Source organism: Lentzea sp. NPDC036949 (assembly GCF_055608075.1).
Window position 1 is genome coordinate 652,712 of the sequence record NZ_JBVJRA010000002.1, and the last position, 14,808, is coordinate 667,519.

General features: G+C 72.8%; 16 protein-coding genes. 6 read left to right on the forward strand and 10 right to left on the reverse strand.

The annotated features are described in order from the left end of the window. Window positions 1-39: 39 nt before the first annotated feature. The 6 genes from ACZ7CD_RS08900 to ACZ7CD_RS08925 form a co-directional block, all read right to left on the reverse strand. The gene (locus tag ACZ7CD_RS08900) at window positions 40-465 is read right to left on the reverse strand and encodes an NfeD family protein (protein ID WP_360394452.1); all 426 of its coding nucleotides are present in this window, start codon (window positions 463-465) and stop codon (window positions 40-42) included. A gap of 309 nt (window positions 466-774) precedes the next feature. Continuing rightward, a complete protein-coding gene (locus ACZ7CD_RS08905; RefSeq protein WP_470378671.1) occupies window positions 775-1,581 on the reverse strand; it encodes a DUF3097 domain-containing protein in 807 nt (268 codons plus the stop codon). A 9-nt stretch (window positions 1,582-1,590) separates the two neighbouring features. Continuing rightward, window positions 1,591-2,292 carry an aminoglycoside phosphotransferase family protein gene (locus tag ACZ7CD_RS08910; RefSeq protein WP_470378672.1) on the reverse strand — a complete coding sequence of 234 codons (702 nt, stop codon included), beginning with the start codon at window positions 2,290-2,292 and terminating at the stop codon, window positions 1,591-1,593. A 132-nt stretch (window positions 2,293-2,424) separates the two neighbouring features. Beyond that, entirely contained in the window at window positions 2,425-3,450 is a 1,026-nt protein-coding gene (locus ACZ7CD_RS08915) for a S66 family peptidase (protein ID WP_470378673.1), read from the reverse strand. A gap of 22 nt (window positions 3,451-3,472) precedes the next feature. Beyond that, window positions 3,473-4,261, reverse strand: coding sequence for an SCO1664 family protein (locus tag ACZ7CD_RS08920; protein WP_360394443.1), 789 nt, complete (start codon window positions 4,259-4,261; stop codon window positions 3,473-3,475). Window position 4,262: 1 nt separating this feature from the next. After that, complete coding sequence (locus ACZ7CD_RS08925) at window positions 4,263-4,829, reverse strand: DUF3090 domain-containing protein (protein ID WP_360394440.1); 567 nt, start codon at window positions 4,827-4,829, stop codon at window positions 4,263-4,265. A 78-nt stretch (window positions 4,830-4,907) separates the two neighbouring features. On the opposite strand from ACZ7CD_RS08925, the gene ACZ7CD_RS08930 reads away from it, so the two are divergent. Beyond that, on the forward strand, window positions 4,908-6,800 hold the full coding sequence (locus ACZ7CD_RS08930) for a prolyl oligopeptidase family serine peptidase (protein ID WP_470378674.1): 1,893 nt from the start codon (window positions 4,908-4,910) through the stop codon (window positions 6,798-6,800). A 19-nt stretch (window positions 6,801-6,819) separates the two neighbouring features. Continuing rightward, entirely contained in the window at window positions 6,820-7,668 is an 849-nt protein-coding gene (locus tag ACZ7CD_RS08935) for a S66 peptidase family protein (protein ID WP_470373910.1), read from the forward strand. Between the two features lie 101 nt (window positions 7,669-7,769). On the opposite strand, the gene ACZ7CD_RS08940 is transcribed toward ACZ7CD_RS08935, so the two are convergent. Then, window positions 7,770-8,315, reverse strand: coding sequence for an HSP18 transcriptional regulator (locus ACZ7CD_RS08940; protein ID WP_470369289.1), 546 nt, complete (start codon window positions 8,313-8,315; stop codon window positions 7,770-7,772). A gap of 101 nt (window positions 8,316-8,416) precedes the next feature. Between ACZ7CD_RS08940 and ACZ7CD_RS08945 the strand changes: the two genes are divergently transcribed. The 3 genes from ACZ7CD_RS08945 (at window position 8,417) to ACZ7CD_RS08955 (ending at window position 10,129) form a co-directional block, all read left to right on the forward strand. Then, window positions 8,417-8,848, forward strand: coding sequence for an Hsp20/alpha crystallin family protein (locus tag ACZ7CD_RS08945; RefSeq protein ID WP_360396717.1), 432 nt, complete (start codon window positions 8,417-8,419; stop codon window positions 8,846-8,848). A 91-nt stretch (window positions 8,849-8,939) separates the two neighbouring features. Beyond that, a complete protein-coding gene (locus ACZ7CD_RS08950; RefSeq protein ID WP_360396716.1) occupies window positions 8,940-9,653 on the forward strand; it encodes a poly-gamma-glutamate hydrolase family protein in 714 nt (237 codons plus the stop codon). A gap of 65 nt (window positions 9,654-9,718) precedes the next feature. After that, entirely contained in the window at window positions 9,719-10,129 is a 411-nt protein-coding gene (locus ACZ7CD_RS08955; RefSeq protein WP_470373909.1) for a VOC family protein, read from the forward strand. On the opposite strand, the gene ACZ7CD_RS08960 is transcribed toward ACZ7CD_RS08955, so the two are convergent. Genes ACZ7CD_RS08960 through ACZ7CD_RS08970 form a run of 3 tightly spaced genes read right to left on the reverse strand, consistent with a single transcriptional unit; the run spans window position 10,126 to window position 13,050 of the window. After that, window positions 10,126-11,337, reverse strand: a complete 1,212-nt coding sequence (locus ACZ7CD_RS08960) for an acyl-CoA dehydrogenase family protein (protein WP_470378675.1) — start codon at window positions 11,335-11,337, stop codon at window positions 10,126-10,128. The genes ACZ7CD_RS08955 and ACZ7CD_RS08960 overlap by 4 nt on opposite strands. A gap of 1 nt (window position 11,338) precedes the next feature. Continuing rightward, a complete protein-coding gene (locus ACZ7CD_RS08965) occupies window positions 11,339-12,397 on the reverse strand; it encodes a phosphotransferase family protein (RefSeq protein ID WP_470378676.1) in 1,059 nt (352 codons plus the stop codon). Next, window positions 12,394-13,050 carry an HAD family hydrolase gene (locus ACZ7CD_RS08970; RefSeq protein ID WP_360396710.1) on the reverse strand — a complete coding sequence of 219 codons (657 nt, stop codon included), beginning with the start codon at window positions 13,048-13,050 and terminating at the stop codon, window positions 12,394-12,396. Before ACZ7CD_RS08970 ends, ACZ7CD_RS08965 begins: the two co-directional genes overlap by 4 nt. 132 nt (window positions 13,051-13,182) lie before the next feature. Between ACZ7CD_RS08970 and ACZ7CD_RS08975 the strand changes: the two genes are divergently transcribed. Beyond that, a complete protein-coding gene (locus ACZ7CD_RS08975) occupies window positions 13,183-14,709 on the forward strand; it encodes a carboxylesterase/lipase family protein (protein WP_470378677.1) in 1,527 nt (508 codons plus the stop codon). Window positions 14,710-14,808: the final 99 nt, after the last annotated feature.

Consider the following 14,808-nt stretch of genomic DNA (forward strand, 5'->3'; position numbering starts at 1 on the left):
TGGGCTCCGACGGCCGGTCGCGCGATCGCAGCGCGGCGGTCAGACCGCGGCGATCACCACGGCCGTCGCTCCCGAGATCTCGACTACGGTGACGGCCTCGCCTGCCGCGATCACGGACCCGTCGAGGGTGCGCGCGCTCCAGGTGTCGCCGCCGATCTTGACCTGCCCGCCGTGCTCGTCCACCTCGGACACCGCGACGGCCTTGCTGCCCAGCAGCGCCTCGTGGTGCATCCTCACGCTGGAACCCAGCTGCAGCCGCCTCTTGAGCAGCGGCCGGGCACCGGCGATCAGACCCACCGAGGACGCGGCGAAGACGAGGACGCTCACCAGGTCACCAGCACCCAGCGCGGTCACCCCCGCCGCGGCCAGCGCGGCGGCGCCGAGCATCACCAGCACGAAGTCACCGGAGAGAACCTCGGCGACGACGAGCAGGATCCCGACGATCAGCCAGATCAGCGCGGCCATGCGCCCATACATACACCACGGGCCGCCCGACCGGCTGAACTTCAGCGCGCTGCACCCCCGACCGTGACAAAACCGATCATCCTGCGGCGTCGACACCGGCGGCCGCCGTTCGCATCAGGGGTGACGGTGGTTCCGGCGGGAAGACGAGGTGCACGGCGACGGGGTCGATCTCGGTCACGATGTTCACGACGCTCGACGGTGTGGTCCAGGGCTCGGGCAGGCCCGAGGGCCGGCGCCGCTGACCCGGTTCGCACTCACCGGCAGCACCACCCACCGGCACGGGTGTGCTCGTCGCCCGCTACAGGCGGGTCAGTCCCGGGGAACGGTGACGAAGTCGATGAGCCGCTCCACGGCGCCGAGCAGGTCGGACTCGACGTCGCGGTAGCTGCTGACCGCGCCGAGCACCCGCTGCCAGCCCTCCCAGGTCTCACCCCACCCCAGCTGCGCGCACACCCCTTCCTTCCACGGGATGTGCCTGGGCACCACCGGCCACGCCTCGATCTTCACGGCGGCGGGTTTCACGGCCTGCCAGATGTCGACGTAGGGGTGGCCGGTGACCAGCACGTTGTCGTCGCGGACCTGATCGACGATGCGCTGCTCCTTCGACCCGGCGACGAGGTGGTCCACCAGCACGCCCAGGCGGCGGTGCGCCGCGGTGCCGAACTCGGCGATGCGGGCGGGCAGGTCGTCGACGCCGTCGAGGGGTTCCACGACGATGCCCTCGACGCGCAGGTCGTGGCCCCAGACGCGTTCGACGAGCTCGGCGTCGTGCTTGCCCTCGACCCAGATGCGGCTGGCCTTGGCCGTCCGCGCCCGCAGCCCCTCGACCTTCACCGAACCGGAGGCGCTGATGCGCGCCTTCTGCGGCGCGGCGGCGGGCCGCACGAGCGTGACGGGCTGTCCGTCGACGAGGAACCCGGCGGGCGTGAGCGGGAACAGCCGGTGGCGGCCGTGGCGGTCCTCCAGCACGACGTTGCCGTGCTCGAACTTCACGACCGCGCCGCAGAAGCCGCTGGCGGGGTCCTCGACGACGAGGCCGGGTTCGGCCGCGACCTCGCGGACCTTCTTGCGCTTCGGGGTGGACAGGACATCGCGGCCGTAGTCGTGAGAACGCACCCGCAGACCCTAGCCGTAGAACGGTTTGAAGGCGGTGAGCCACTCGTGCACGCGGTCGAGGTCCACGTCGGCGCCGTGCAGGTCGTACCCGCCGTGCACGAAGTCCAGCCAGTCCACCGCCGGGTCACCCACGCACGCCCGTGGGTCGATCGCCACCGGCCCGCGCGCGCTCTGCAGGACGTTGCCGGGGTGCATGTCGCCGTGCAGCAGCACCACCGGGGTGTTGTCGGTGGCGAGCCGGCGGGCCTTGGCGTGCTCGGTGGCGTAGTAGGTGCCGGTGCGGCGCGGCAGCAACGTCTCGAACAGGAAGTCCACGCGGGCGCGCAGCGGCGGGAACCCCTTCGGGTCGGCCTGGTGCAGCACCGGCACCACACGCGCCGGGTCGGTGGCCTCGGTGCCGGGGTGCAGCAGCTCCAGCAGCAGGGCGCCGCGGGCGAGGTCGGTGTCGAGCAGGTCCACCGCCGCGGGTGTGTCGGCCCACGCGGTGAGCGCCTTGGCCTCGTGGGCGGCGATGTCGTGCTCGGGGGTCAGCTTGAGCACCGCGTTCGTGCACCGGAACGTGACACCGGTGCCGCCGGGCATCGACTCGACGACGGTGAGGCCCCAGCGGGCGGAGAGGGTGGCGACCAGGTCGGGCAGGGCGTCGAGCCAGGTGGTGACGGAGTCTCCGAAACGGCGGACCAGGCGGGCTCTGGCGGGGTCGTCGATCACCCGCTTCACGCTAGCGACTCGGGCCAGGACGCCGGGTCTGTTTCGCCCCGGAGGCCGGATTCACCCCGGTTTCCGGTCGTTTTCCGGTCGCTACCGGGGGCAGATCGGTGCGGGGAGGTGAGGTTGTGCGGGTCAGTAGGTGACGGTGATCGTGCGGTTCGGGCCGTCCACCCGCACCCGGCCGCCGACCGGAACCACCAGCTGCGGGTCGGTGTGGCCGAGGTCGACGTCGAACACGATCGGCGTGCCCGGCGCGTACCGCGCGAACGCCCGCAGCACGGCCTCGCGCTGGTCTGCGGTGTAAGCGGCCCGGTCGGTGCCGGGCTTGGTGAACGACCAGGCGCGGGCGCGGCCGACGAGGACGGCGGCGAACCGGGCCAGCAGGCCGCGTTCGCCCATCGCGCGCAGCACGTAGAACACCTCGGTGGCGGGCGGCATCTCCTCGGAGGTCTCGAAGAACAGGACCTTGCCCTCGTAGTGCTCGGGCGGCTTGATCTCGCGGTCGGCCATCAGCAGCCACGACAGGACCTCCAGGCAGCCACCCCACGCCTGGCCCTCCACGACGCGGTCGCCGTGGTGCCACCGCCAGCCGGCAGCGGGCCGCAGCTCGGGTTCGGCGTCGAACGTGGCGGGATCGTCCCAGGGTTTGTTCACGTCGCCGTAGGCGGTGGACTGCGGCAGTGCGTACTCGCCGGTGGTGAACAGGGCGGCGTGCAGCGAGTCACGGGTGGCCGGGTGCAGGGCACCGGGACGGCCGAGCTCGGTCATGACGGTGGCGCCGTGGTAGCCGACGATGCCGCGGTTGGCGAGCCAGACCAGCAGGTTCGTGTTGTCGCTGAACCCGACGAACGGCTTGGGGTTGGCGGTGACCAGCTCGACGTCCAGGTGCGGCAGGACTTCGATCTGGCTGTCGCCGCCGATGCTCGCGATCACGGCCTTGACGTCCGGGTCGGCGAACGCGGCGTGCAGGTCCGCGGCGCGCTCACGCGGACTCGCGCCCGTCTTGCGGGTGGCCGGGTACTCCACGGGTTCCAGGCCCAGCTCGCGCAACCGCCGCAGGCCGAGCTCGTAGGGCAGCGGGAACAGTCCGGGCAGGCCCGCGGAGGGGGAGACGACCGCGACGCGGTCACCGGGCACGGGCTTGGGCGGGGTGATCACAACCCCGGACGCTAACCGTGCGTCAGAACGCGGGCCACGGAATTGCCGGCCAGTCGCCCGACGGTTCGGGGAACACGCCGTCGGCGAGCAGCTTGTCGGTGCGTTCGGAGACCGCGCGGACCTCGGCGCGGGTGAGGTGGTCGTGCAGCTGTTCGCCCAGGTCGCCCTCGAGCGCGGACCTGAGGCGGCGCATGGCCTCCAGCACCGGCTCGGGCAGCGGTTCGCGGGCCCAGCCCCACAGCACGGTGCGCAGCTTGGGTTCGACGTGCAGGCAGATGCCGTGGTCGACGCCGAACACCCCGCCGTCCACGGCGTGCAGGACGTGGCCACCCTTGCGGTCGGCGTTGTTCACCACGACGTCGAACGCGGACATCAGCTGGACGCGGGGGTGGTCGGCGTGCACGAGCACGGCCGGGTCGCCGAAGCGGTCGTGGGCGTGGAAGACGGGGATCCAGCCCGGTTTCACGTCGTCGACGCCGACGATGTCGACGAGCTCGTCCTCCTCGCGGGTGTCCACCCACAGCTGCACCATGCCCGAGCCGAACGGGCCGGGACGCAGCACCGTGGGCGGCACCACGCCGACACCGGAGGCCGCCGAGATCAGGTAGGTGGCGACCTCGCGGCCGGCGAGGGTGCCGTCGGGGAAGTCCCACAGCGGCCGTTCGCCGCGCACCGGCTTGTACACGCACTGCGCGTCGAGCCCGTTGTGGGAGATCTTGCAGAACAGCGTCGCGTTGGAGGCGTCGACGAGCCTGCCCTCGACCTCGATGCGGCCGTGAGTCAGCAACTCGATGGCCGCGGCGGTGTCCACGTCAGTCTTCCTCGGTGCGGCGGTAGCCGTTCTGGCGCGGGCAGATGTGGCCGTCGGGGTCGAGCGGTTCGGCGCACAGCGGGCAGGGTTTGCGGCCGGCGTTGACGACGCGGTCGGCGCGGGCGGCGAAGGCGCGGGCAGCACCGGGTGAGAGGAACACCCGCACGGCGTCGGGGCCCTCCTCGGTGTCGTCGAGCACCACCGCCTCGTCGACCTCCTCCTCGGAGATCGCGAGCAGTTCGATCACGACGGCCTTGGACTCGGCGTCCCAGCCCAGTCCCATGGTGCCGACGCGGAACTCCTCCTCGACGGGCACGTCGAGGGGTTCGGTGTCGACGTCGTCGGGTGGCGCGTCGTCGGGCACCTCGGTGCCGAAGCGGCGATGCACCTCCTCCAGGAGCGAGCCGATGCGTTCGGCGAGGACCTGGACCTGCTGCTTCTCCAGCGCGACGCTGATCAACCTGCTCTGCTCGGAGGCCTGCAGGTAGAAGATGCGGTCGCCGGGCTGCCCGACGGTTCCTGCGATGAACCGGTCGGGTGCGCGGAATACGTGAATGACGCGAGCCATGGCACCTACGACCCTAGGCCACGCGGAGATCGTCGGCAGGTCCTCCCCCACCAAACACTCCGCGTATAGGGTCGGGTTGTGGTGAAGATCGCTTCGTACGGGACGTGGACCTCGCCGATCAGCGCCGGCGACACCTCCAAGCCGGGTGGTGGGTTCCAGTGGGCCGACCTGCACGGTGAGCAGGTGTGGTGGGCCGAGAGCAGGCCGGCCGAGGGTGGCCGGGTCGCTCTGGTGCGCGACGGGGTGGAGGTGCTGCCCGCGCCGTGGAACGCCCGCAACCGGGTGCACGAGTACGGCGGGCGGCCGTTCGTGGTGCTCGCCGAGGACCGGGTGGCGTTCACGCACTGGGCCGACCAGCGCGTCTACGTGTTCAACCCGGACACCCCGCAGGTGCCGCCGGTGCCGTTGACGCCGGAACCGGAGCGCCACCACGGGCTGCGCTACGCCGACCTGTCCGCGGGACCGGACGGCGAGGTGTGGTGCGTGCGCGAGTCGATCACCGGGGACGCGCGCACCGACGTGCGCCGCGACCTGGTGGCGATCACACCGTCGGGTGAGGTGCGGGTGCTGGGGTCGTCGCACCACTTCATGACCGGCCCGAAGATCAGCCCCGACGGCACGAAGTTCGCGTGGATCGGCTGGGACCACCCGCAGATGCCGTGGGACGGCTCCGAGCTGTGCGTGGCCGACATCGGCGAACCCGGTCACCGGGTGCTCACCGGGTCGACGACCGAGGCGGTGTGCCAGTTCGAGTGGGAGGGCGACTCGCTGCTGGCGCTGACCGACCCGCACGGCTGGTGGAACCTGTTCCGCGTCGGGCTGGACGGCTCGCGCACGAACCTGGCCGAGTGCGCGGAGGAGCTGGGCGGCCCGATGTGGCGGCTGGGCAACCGCTGGTTCGCCACCCTGGCGCCGGGCCGCTACCTGGTGGTGCGCTCGGGTCACCTGGCGGTGCTCGACGAGCGCAGCGGCACGGTCACCGACGTGGAGACCGACCTGCCGATGTGGGCGGCGGACCTGTCGGTGCGCGACGGCGTGGTGATCGACGGGGCGGCCGGGCCGACCTCGGAGTTCAACGTCGTGCGGCTGGACCTGTCCAACGGCGAGCTGACCTACCTGACCGGCGGTGAGGAACCGGCGCAGGCCGCGTACCTGCCGGTGCCGGTGGAGCGGGTGTTCGGGGAGGTCCCCGCCTACGTCTACCCGCCGACCAACCCCGACTTCGCCGCTCCCGAGGGTGAGCTGCCGCCGTACGTGGTGCACGTGCACGGCGGGCCGACCGGGCGGGCGCTGCCCAAGCTCGACTCCGACATCGCCTACCTCACCAGCCGCGGCATCGGCGTGGTGGCGGTGAACTACGGCGGCTCGACCGGCTACGGCCGGGCGTTCCGGGAACGGCTGCGCGAGCAGTGGGGTGTCGTGGACGTGCAGGACTGCGCGTTCGTGGCCCAGGAGCTGGCGAAGGAGGGCACGGCGGACCCGCAGCGGCTGGCCATCCGCGGTGGCTCGGCCGGTGGCTGGACCTCGGCGGCGTCGCTGACCTCCACCGACGTCTACCGGTGCGGCATGGTGGCGTTCCCGATCCTCGACCTGGCGGGCTGGACCTCGGAGGGCGGGGAGACCCACGACTTCGAGTCCCGCTACGTCGAGGGCCTGGTGGGCACGCTGCCCGAGGCCGCTGACCGCTACCGGGACCGGTCGCCGTCGAACAAGGCGCGGTCGGTGTCCGGTCCGGTGCTGCTGCTGCAGGGCCTGGAGGACGAGATCTGCCCGCCCGAGCAGGCCGACCGGTTCGCCGCGGACCTGGACGGGTCGGGCATCCCGCACGCCTACCTCACCTTCGAGGGCGAGCAGCACGGGTTCCGCAAGGCCGAGAACATCAAGGCCGCCCTGGAGGCGGAGCTGTCGTTCTACGGGCAGGTGTTCGGGTTCACGCCGCCGGGTGTGCCGGTGCTGGACCTGCGTTCGTGACCCTGCGCGCGGTGCGCTCGTGAGCGTTCTGAAGCGCGGGGACCGGGTCGCGCTGGTGTCACCGGCCGGCCCGGCTCTCGCGCCGCTGGTCGCCGCGGGTGTGGCGGTGCTGCGGTCGTGGGGGCTGACGGTCACCACACCTGTGGTGGACGCGTGGTCGTTGCCGTACCTGGCCGGTTCCGACGCCGACCGGGCGGCGGAGTTCGTGGACGCGTGGTGCTCGGACGTGGCGGCGGTGTTCTGCGTGCGCGGCGGGTACGGGTGCCTGCGGATGACGGACCTGGTGCCGTGGCGGTCACTGCCGCCGCGGGTGTTCGTGGGCTCCTCGGACGTGACGGTGCTGCACGCCGAGCTCAACGCGGCCGGGCAGCCGACGGTGTTCGGGCCGATGCCGGGCACGCGGGACTTCGTCGAGGACCCGGTGGCGCAGGAGCGGCTGCGGCGGTTCCTGTTCGAGGGCGTGTCGTCGTGGACCGCGGGAACGCCCGTGGTGCCCGGTACCGCCCGCGGGGTGCTGGTGGGCGGGAACGCGGCGCTGCTGGCGGCGTCGGTGGGCGGGCCGCGGTGGTCGGTGCCCGAGCCGGGGGCCATCGCGTTGCTGGAGGACGTCGGTGAGGAGCCCTACCGGCTGGACCGGATCCTGACGCAGCTGCTGCGGGCCGGGTGGTTCGAGCCGGTGTCGGGGATCGTGCTGGGGTCGTGGACCGGGTGCGGTGACCCGTCGGCGGTGCTGCTGGACCGGCTCGTGCCGCTGGGGGTGCCGGTGCTGGGCGACTTCGGGTTCGGGCACTGCGCCGGGCAGTGGACGTTGCCTCTGGGCGTGGCGGCGGAACTCGACGCCGCCGCCACAACACTCCGCCTTCTCTGACCCCCGTCTGTTCAGGACACGCGGGGACCTTTCGTTCCCCTGGAGGGTACGAAAGGTCCCCGCGTGCCCTCGGATGTGGCGGGTGGGGCTCGTGTGGGTGATCAGAGGGCGGTGCGGCGCTGCTGGGCGTCGAGGCGCAGCCGGTCGGTCTGCCGGCCGATGGCGCTGATCTGGTCGGCGAGGCCGGGGTGGCCGTCGCGCAGGCCGGGACCGGCCTGGGTCAGCGGTTCGAGGAGCTGGGCGGCGTCGGTGTGGCCGAGGGCGTCCTGCACGCCCGCGTCGTGCGGGCCGACCTGGGCGGCGAGCACCCGCAGGACGGCGGCGTTCTCGCGGGCCCAGGCGGTGACGGCCTTGTCACCGGCGCGGCGGTCGCGTTCGGCCTGCACGCGCTCGTCGCCGGTGCCGGTGTCATCGGTGCGGCGCACGCGCAGGTAGCGGCGTTCGGCGGCCTGACGGCTGGCGACACCGAGTGCGGGGGCGAGGTCGGCCCAGCTGGTGCCCAGGGAGCGGGCGGCCTCGATGAGCTGCGGCTCGTAGTCGGAGAGCTCGTCGCGCAGCCGGCGCAGCAGCATCAGGGCTGACAGGACCTCGGTGGCGCTGCCCGGCCGGGCAGCGGTCGCGCGGACCGTCTCGTAGTCACTCGGCATGTCGTCCTCCTGATGACATCGGTGGCTTGTCATCGTCTCGACGACATGCTACAACAGTGGTGCAGCGCATTGACAGTCCACGAGGTGACAGGAGGTGTCAGATGTTGATGCGCACTGACCCGTTCCGCGAGCTCGACCGGCTGACGCAGCAGGTGTTCGGCGGACAGGGCACGTGGTCGCGGCCCTCGGCCATGCCGATGGACGCCTACCGCGACGGTGACCGGTTCGTCGTGTGCTTCGACCTGCCGGGTGTCTCGCCGGACGCGATCGAGCTCGACGTCGAGCGCAACGTGCTGACGGTCAAGGCCGAGCGCAGGCCGGTCGGCAAGGACGTCGAGATGCAGGTCTCGGAGCGGCCGCTGGGCGTGTTCTCGCGGCAGCTGTTCCTGGGCGACACGCTCGACACCGACCACATCGACGCGGGCTACGAGGCGGGTGTGCTGACGCTGCGGATCCCGATCGCCGAGCGCGCCAAGCCCCGCAAGATCGCGATCACCTCGGGTGACGAGTCCCCGAAGCAGATCGACGCGTGACCGTTCCCAGCGCGTGACGACTCACCGCGCGTGATGATTCACACGGCGGGCGGCGGCCGACCGGGTGATCCCGGGTAGGCTTCCGCCCGCCATGAGACCCCAGCCCCAATGGGCGGCATTGGACGTCTACGCGTCCAACACCGACCTCTACGCGGATCCCCGACTGGTGGAACGGGTGGACTACCGGCGCCGTTTCAAGCGGCACCGTCCCCGCACGCAGTCGGTCGTCCTCGCCCCGCACGGCGGCGGCATCGAGGTCGGCACGTCCGAGCTGTGCCTCGCGATCGCCGGCTACCACCCCTCGACGCGGGTGCCCATCGGGCAGACCCACGACTACTGGATGTTCGAGGGCCTGCGCTCGGTCGCCAACGACGAGCTGCACGTGACCTCGTCGCACTGCGACGACCGGGTGGCGCGCACGCTGGTGTCGGGTGCGGCGCACGCACTGGGCCTGCACGGGTGCACCGCGGCGGCGGCGGGCCTGGAGGACCACGACCGGGCGGTGCTGGTCGGCGGCCGCGACGCCCTGCTGCGCGCGGAGCTGCTGACCCGGTTGCGCCGCGCCGGGTTCCACACGGTCGACGCCGCCGACCACCCGATCCTCGGTGGCGGCGACCGGGCGAACATCGCCAACCGCACCCGGTCGCGCCGGGGCGGGCAGCTGGAGCTCACCACTCCCCTGCGCGGCGCCATGTTCGCCGAGAACTCCCGCTCCGACCGCCGGCACACCACGACCGAGGTGTTCTGGGACTTCGTGCACGCCTGCCGCGCGGCTCTCGCGGCCCGCGAGGCCTTGAACAACTGACCGGTGTCGGTGCCGGCCGCGGTGGGTACCGCCTGCCGGCGGAGGCGACACCGGAGGTTCACGGCATGCGGCTCACCTCGGTCACGGTCGGCTGTGCGCGGCCGCGGGAGCTGGCGGAGTTCTACGCGCGGCTGCTGGGCGCGGACGTGGCGGAGGCGGAACCGCGGTGGGCGCTGGTGCGCACGCCGGACGGCCTGGCGGTGAACTTCGAGCTGGAGCGCGAGTTCACGCCGCCGGTGTGGCCGAGCACGCGCTCGGGGCAGAACGCGACGCAGCACCTCGACATCGAGGTGGAGGACCTGGAGGCGGCCACCGGGCACGCGCCGGCGTGCGGGGCGGTGCTGGCCCCGGTGCAGCCGCAGCCCGGCGTGCGGGTGCTGTTCGACCCGGACGGCACCCGTTCTGCCTGTTCACCTGAGCATCACGGGGCCGGGTCGCCACGGCGGTGGCGACCCGGCCCGGTGGTCGTGTCCTAGAGGTACTTCTTGAGCTCCCGCTTGGCCAGCGACATGCGGTGGACCTCGTCGGGGCCGTCGGCCAGGCGCAGCGTGCGGGTGGCCGCCCACAGCTCCGCGAGCGGGAAGTCCTGGCTGACACCACCGCCACCGTGGGCCTGGATGGCCTTGTCGATGACCCACTCGGCCATGGCAGGGACGCCGATCTTGATCGACTGGATCTCGGTGTGGGCGCCCTTGTTGCCCACGGTGTCCATGAGCCACGCGGTCTTGAGCACGAGCAGGCGGGCCTGTTCGATGCGGACGCGGGACTCGGCGATCCACTCCTGCAGCACGCCCTGGGTGGCGATGGGACGGCCGAACGCGACGCGGGACACGGCGCGGCGGCACATCAGCTCCAGGGCGCGTTCGGCCATGCCGATCAGGCGCATGCAGTGGTGGATGCGGCCGGGGCCCAGGCGGGCCTGCGCGATGGCGAAGCCCTCGCCCTCCCCCGCGATCAGGTTCGCCGCCGGCACGCGGACGTCGGTGAACTCGATCTCGGCGTGGCCGCCGTGGGCGTGGTCGCCGTAGCCGAAGACGTGCAGGGCGCGCTTGACGGTGACGCCGGGGGCATCGCGCGGGACGAGGATCATGGCCTGCTGGCGGTGGCGTTCGGCGTCGGGGTCGGTCTTGCCCATGACGATGAAGATCGCGCAGTTGGGGTTCATCGCCCCCGACGACCACCACTTGGTGCCGTTGATGACGTAGTCGTCGCCGTCGCGTTCGATGCGGGTGGCGATGTTGGTGGCGTCGGAGGAGGCCACGTCGGGTTCGGTCATGCAGAACGCGGAGCGGATCTCGCCGTCGAGCAGCGGCTGCAGCCACTGCTTCTTCTGCTCGTCGGTGCCGAACATGGCGAGGACTTCCATGTTGCCGGTGTCCGGGGCGGCGCAGTTGAGGGCCTCGGGGGCGAGGTGGGGGCTGCGGCCGGTGATCTCGGCGAGCGGCGCGTACTGCAGGTTCGTCAGGCCGCCGCCGTGCTCGGGGTCGGGCAGGAAGAGGTTCCACAGGCCCTGGCGGCGGGCCTCGGCCTTGAGCTCCTCCAGGACCGGCTGGCGCTGCCACGGGTCCTCGGCGTCGTGCAGCTGCTGCTCCAGCACGGCCTCGGCGGGGTAGACGTGGGAGTCCATGAACGCGAGGAGCCGGGTGCGCAGTTCCTCGGTCTTGGCGTCGTAGGCGAAGTCCATGTCAGAGCTCCTTGTGGGCGGCGGCGAGTCCTTGGCGGACGAGGGGGACGGTGAAGGCGCCGAGCTTGTCGAAGCCCGCGCCGACGGTCTTGCCGCTGGCGAAGCGGAAGTGGATGCCCTCGACGATGACGGCGAGCTTGAAGTAGCCGAAGGCGATGTACCAGCCCAGGCCGGAGGTGTCGGTGCCGGTGCGGGCGGTGTAGCGGGCGACGAGCTCGTCGGCGGTGAGGAAACCCGGCAGGGACGTGACGCCGCCGGTGATGGGGTCGGCGCCCTTGCCGGGGTCCGCGCCCAGGCCCGCCCAGTAGACGTAGAGCAGGCCGAGGTCGGCCAGCGGGTCGCCGAGGGTGGCCATCTCCCAGTCCAGGACGGCGCTGATGGCGAGCGGGTCGCGGGTGACCAGCGCGTTGTCGAGGCGGTAGTCGCCGTGGATGATCGTCGCGCGCCCGGAGGCGGGGACGGTGGCGGCGAGCTTGTCGCGCAGCTCGTCGATGCCGGGCAGGTCGCGGCTGCGGGAGGCGTCGAGCTGCTTGCCCCAGCGGATGACCTGGCGGGTGAGGAACCCGTCGGGGCGGCCGAAGTCGGCCAGGCCCACCGAGGCGGGGTCGACCGCGTGCAGGTCGGCGAGCACGTCGACGAGGCGCTGCGACAACGCGCGGGCGTCCTCGGGGGTCAGCCACGGGCACTGGGAGCGTTCGCGCAGGGCGGCACCGGGCATCTCGTCCATCAGGTAGAAGGGCGCGCCGATGACCGACGGGTCCTCCACGAGCCGGTGGGTGCCGGGCACGGGCACCGCGGTGCCGGCCAGGGCGGAGATGACGCGGAACTCGCGGGCCATGTCGTGGGCGGTGGCCAGCACGTGACCCAGCGGTGGGCGGCGCAGGACCCAGGTGCGGGTGCCGTCGCCGACGCGGTAGGTGAGGTTGGAACGGCCGCCGCGGAACAGCTCGCCGGTGAGCGGGCCCGTGCCCAGGTGGGTGGCCAGGGCACGCAGGTCGAGGCCGGGCAGCTCCGAGCCGGGCTGGTCCGGGGCAGGGCGGTCGGTCACGGGTTCACTCACAGGGTCACTCCGAGGGTGGCGAGGTGGGCGCGGGTGGCATCGGCGGTGGTGTGGCGGAAGGCGTGCATGCCGATCGCCTGGGCGGCCTCGACGTTGACGGGCGCGTCGTCGAAGAACACGGCACGCCCGGCGGGCACGCCGATCTGCTCCAGGGTGTGGTGGTAGATGCGCCGGTCGGGTTTGCGCAGGCCGACGCGGCCGCTGATGACGACGGTCTCGAACAGCTCGACGAGCAGGTCTGCGGGGTAGCCCTCGCCCCAGCTGTTGGACAGCAGCGCGGTGTGCAGGCCGGCGGCGCGGGCCTTGCGGACCAGCTCGACCATCGCCGGGTCGGGGGTGGCGCCGCCGAACATGCGCCGCAGCAGCCCCTTGCCGGGGATCGGGTCACCGCCGGTGGTGATGAGCTCGGCGGCCAGCAGCCGTTCGAACTCCGCCACGGTCAGCTCGCCGGTCTCCAGCAGGTGCACCGGGTTGCCGGGACGGGCCTCCCGGCCCAGCCAGTCGCGCATGATGCGGCCGTAGACGTCGCGGTCCACGGCCTCGGCGTGCATCCACTGACCGACGAACTCGGGTACGGAGACGGTCATGACCCCGCCCCAGTCGAAGACCAGCGCGTCGACCGACGGGCTGTCGGGAAGTGTCGTGTCACCCACGGACCGGAGGGTACCGACCGGTCGGTATGTCGGCAACCGGGCGATCGCCTTCGGATGGCGGGGACGGCGACCTCCGGCGGTATCGGCCCCGTGGCGGCCTCGCTACGTTCGGTGGCGGACTGAGGGGGTTCCATGAGACGCAAGCCGATGAGGTCCGTGCTGACCGCGACGCTGACCGCGGTGCTCGCCACGGCGGTGGTGACGGCCCCAGCGGCCGCCGGGAACGGGGCCGGGGACGGCCGGGTGGTGCGCACCGACAAGGGCCTGGTGGCCGGGACGGTGGCCGAGGGGTACCGGACGTTCGGCGCCATCCCGTTCGCGGCGCCGCCGGTGGGCGCGAACCGGTGGCGCGACCCGCAGCCGGCCGCGGCGTGGCGCGGGGTGCGGGACGCGACGGTGCCGAGCCCGAAGTGCGCGCAGCTGCCGCAGCTGGGCCAGCCGGGCTCGCAGACCGAGGACTGCCTGTACCTCAACGTCACCGCACCCACCGGCCCGGCACGGCCGCGACCGGTGATGGTGTGGGTTCACGGCGGCGGGTTCACCGCGGGGGCGGCGTCGGACTACGACGCGCGCCGGCTCGCGACCCGCACCGGCGCGGTCGTGGTGACGGTGAACTACCGGCTCGGGGTGTTCGGGTTCTTCGGGCTGCCCGGCCTCGCCGGGTCGGGTGCGTTCGGGCTGGCCGACCAGCAGGCGGCGCTGCGGTGGGTGCAGCGCAACGCGCGGGCCTTCGGCGGCGACGCGGGCAACGTGACGGTGTTCGGCGAGTCCGCCGGTGGGTTGAGCGTGTGCGCGCTGCTGGCATCGCCGCGGGCGGCGGGGTTGTTCGACAAGGCGATCATCCAGTCCGGTCCGTGCGGGCTGACGACACCGGGCGGGCAGCCGGGGGTGTTCTCGACGCTGTGGCGCGAGCGGGCGGCGGTCGAGCAGACCGGCGCGCAGGCCGCCGCGGGGCTGGGGTGCGCGGACGTGGCGTGCCTGCGGGCGTTGCCGGTGACCGCGCTGCTCGGGGTGCACACCGCGTTCGGCACCCCCGCGCACGGCACGGCGGTGCTGCCGGTCGACCCGGTGGTGGCGCAGCGCACGGGCCGGATGCACCACGTGCCCACCCTGGTGGGCTCCACGCACGACGAGGCGACGCTGTTCGCGGCGTTGCTCTTCCCGCAGCCCATCCCGACCGCGGCCTACCGGCAGGCGCTGGCCGGGCTGTACGCGGCCGAGGACGTGGACCGGGTGCTGGCCCGCTACCCCGGCGACGGCAACGGCGACGTGCGCGACGAGCTGGCCCGGCTGATGACCGACCAGTCGTGGGCGTGCACGGTGGCCGACGCGCGCCGGGAGCTGGGCCGCCACCAGCGGGTGTCGGGCTACGAGTTCGCGGACGCGGGCGTGCCGCTGCTGTTCCCGGACCTGCCGCCGTTCCCCGGTGGGTACAGGGCCTACCACGCCTCCGAGCTGCTGATGCTGTTCGACTTCCCCGGCGTGGTGCTCACCCCGGCCCAACGCGCGGTGTCGGACTACATGATCACGGCGTGGGGCCGGTTCGCCCGCACCGGCGACCCCGGCTGGCGGGCCGCGGTGCAGTCGCTGGCTCCGGGTGCCATCGGCCCCACCGACTTCGCCCGCGACCACCGGTGCGGGTTCTGGGCCCAGCTCTGAGACCGGGAACGGGCGCGGCCCGCCCCGGCCCTGCTGGTGACGCTGCGTCACCGGAAGGGCCAGGGTGGCCGTGGGCGTGCAATTTGCATGTGCCTGCCG

What these genes read in the sequence shown, in the direction of transcription:
- ACZ7CD_RS08940 (WP_470369289.1), bottom strand. Translation starts at nt 8,315, where the DNA reads ATGCCGAGTGACTACGAGACGGTCCGCGCGACCGCTGCCCGGCCGGGC.
- ACZ7CD_RS08955 (WP_470373909.1), top strand. Translation starts at nt 9,719, where the DNA reads ATGCGGCTCACCTCGGTCACGGTCGGCTGTGCGCGGCCGCGGGAGCTG.
- ACZ7CD_RS08900 (WP_360394452.1), bottom strand. Translation starts at nt 465, where the DNA reads ATGGCCGCGCTGATCTGGCTGATCGTCGGGATCCTGCTCGTCGTCGCC.
- ACZ7CD_RS08925 (WP_360394440.1), bottom strand. Translation starts at nt 4,829, where the DNA reads ATGGCTCGCGTCATTCACGTATTCCGCGCACCCGACCGGTTCATCGCA.
- ACZ7CD_RS08960 (WP_470378675.1), bottom strand. Translation starts at nt 11,337, where the DNA reads ATGGACTTCGCCTACGACGCCAAGACCGAGGAACTGCGCACCCGGCTC.
- ACZ7CD_RS08945 (WP_360396717.1), top strand. Translation starts at nt 8,417, where the DNA reads ATGTTGATGCGCACTGACCCGTTCCGCGAGCTCGACCGGCTGACGCAG.
- ACZ7CD_RS08950 (WP_360396716.1), top strand. Translation starts at nt 8,940, where the DNA reads ATGAGACCCCAGCCCCAATGGGCGGCATTGGACGTCTACGCGTCCAAC.
- ACZ7CD_RS08975 (WP_470378677.1), top strand. Translation starts at nt 13,183, where the DNA reads ATGAGACGCAAGCCGATGAGGTCCGTGCTGACCGCGACGCTGACCGCG.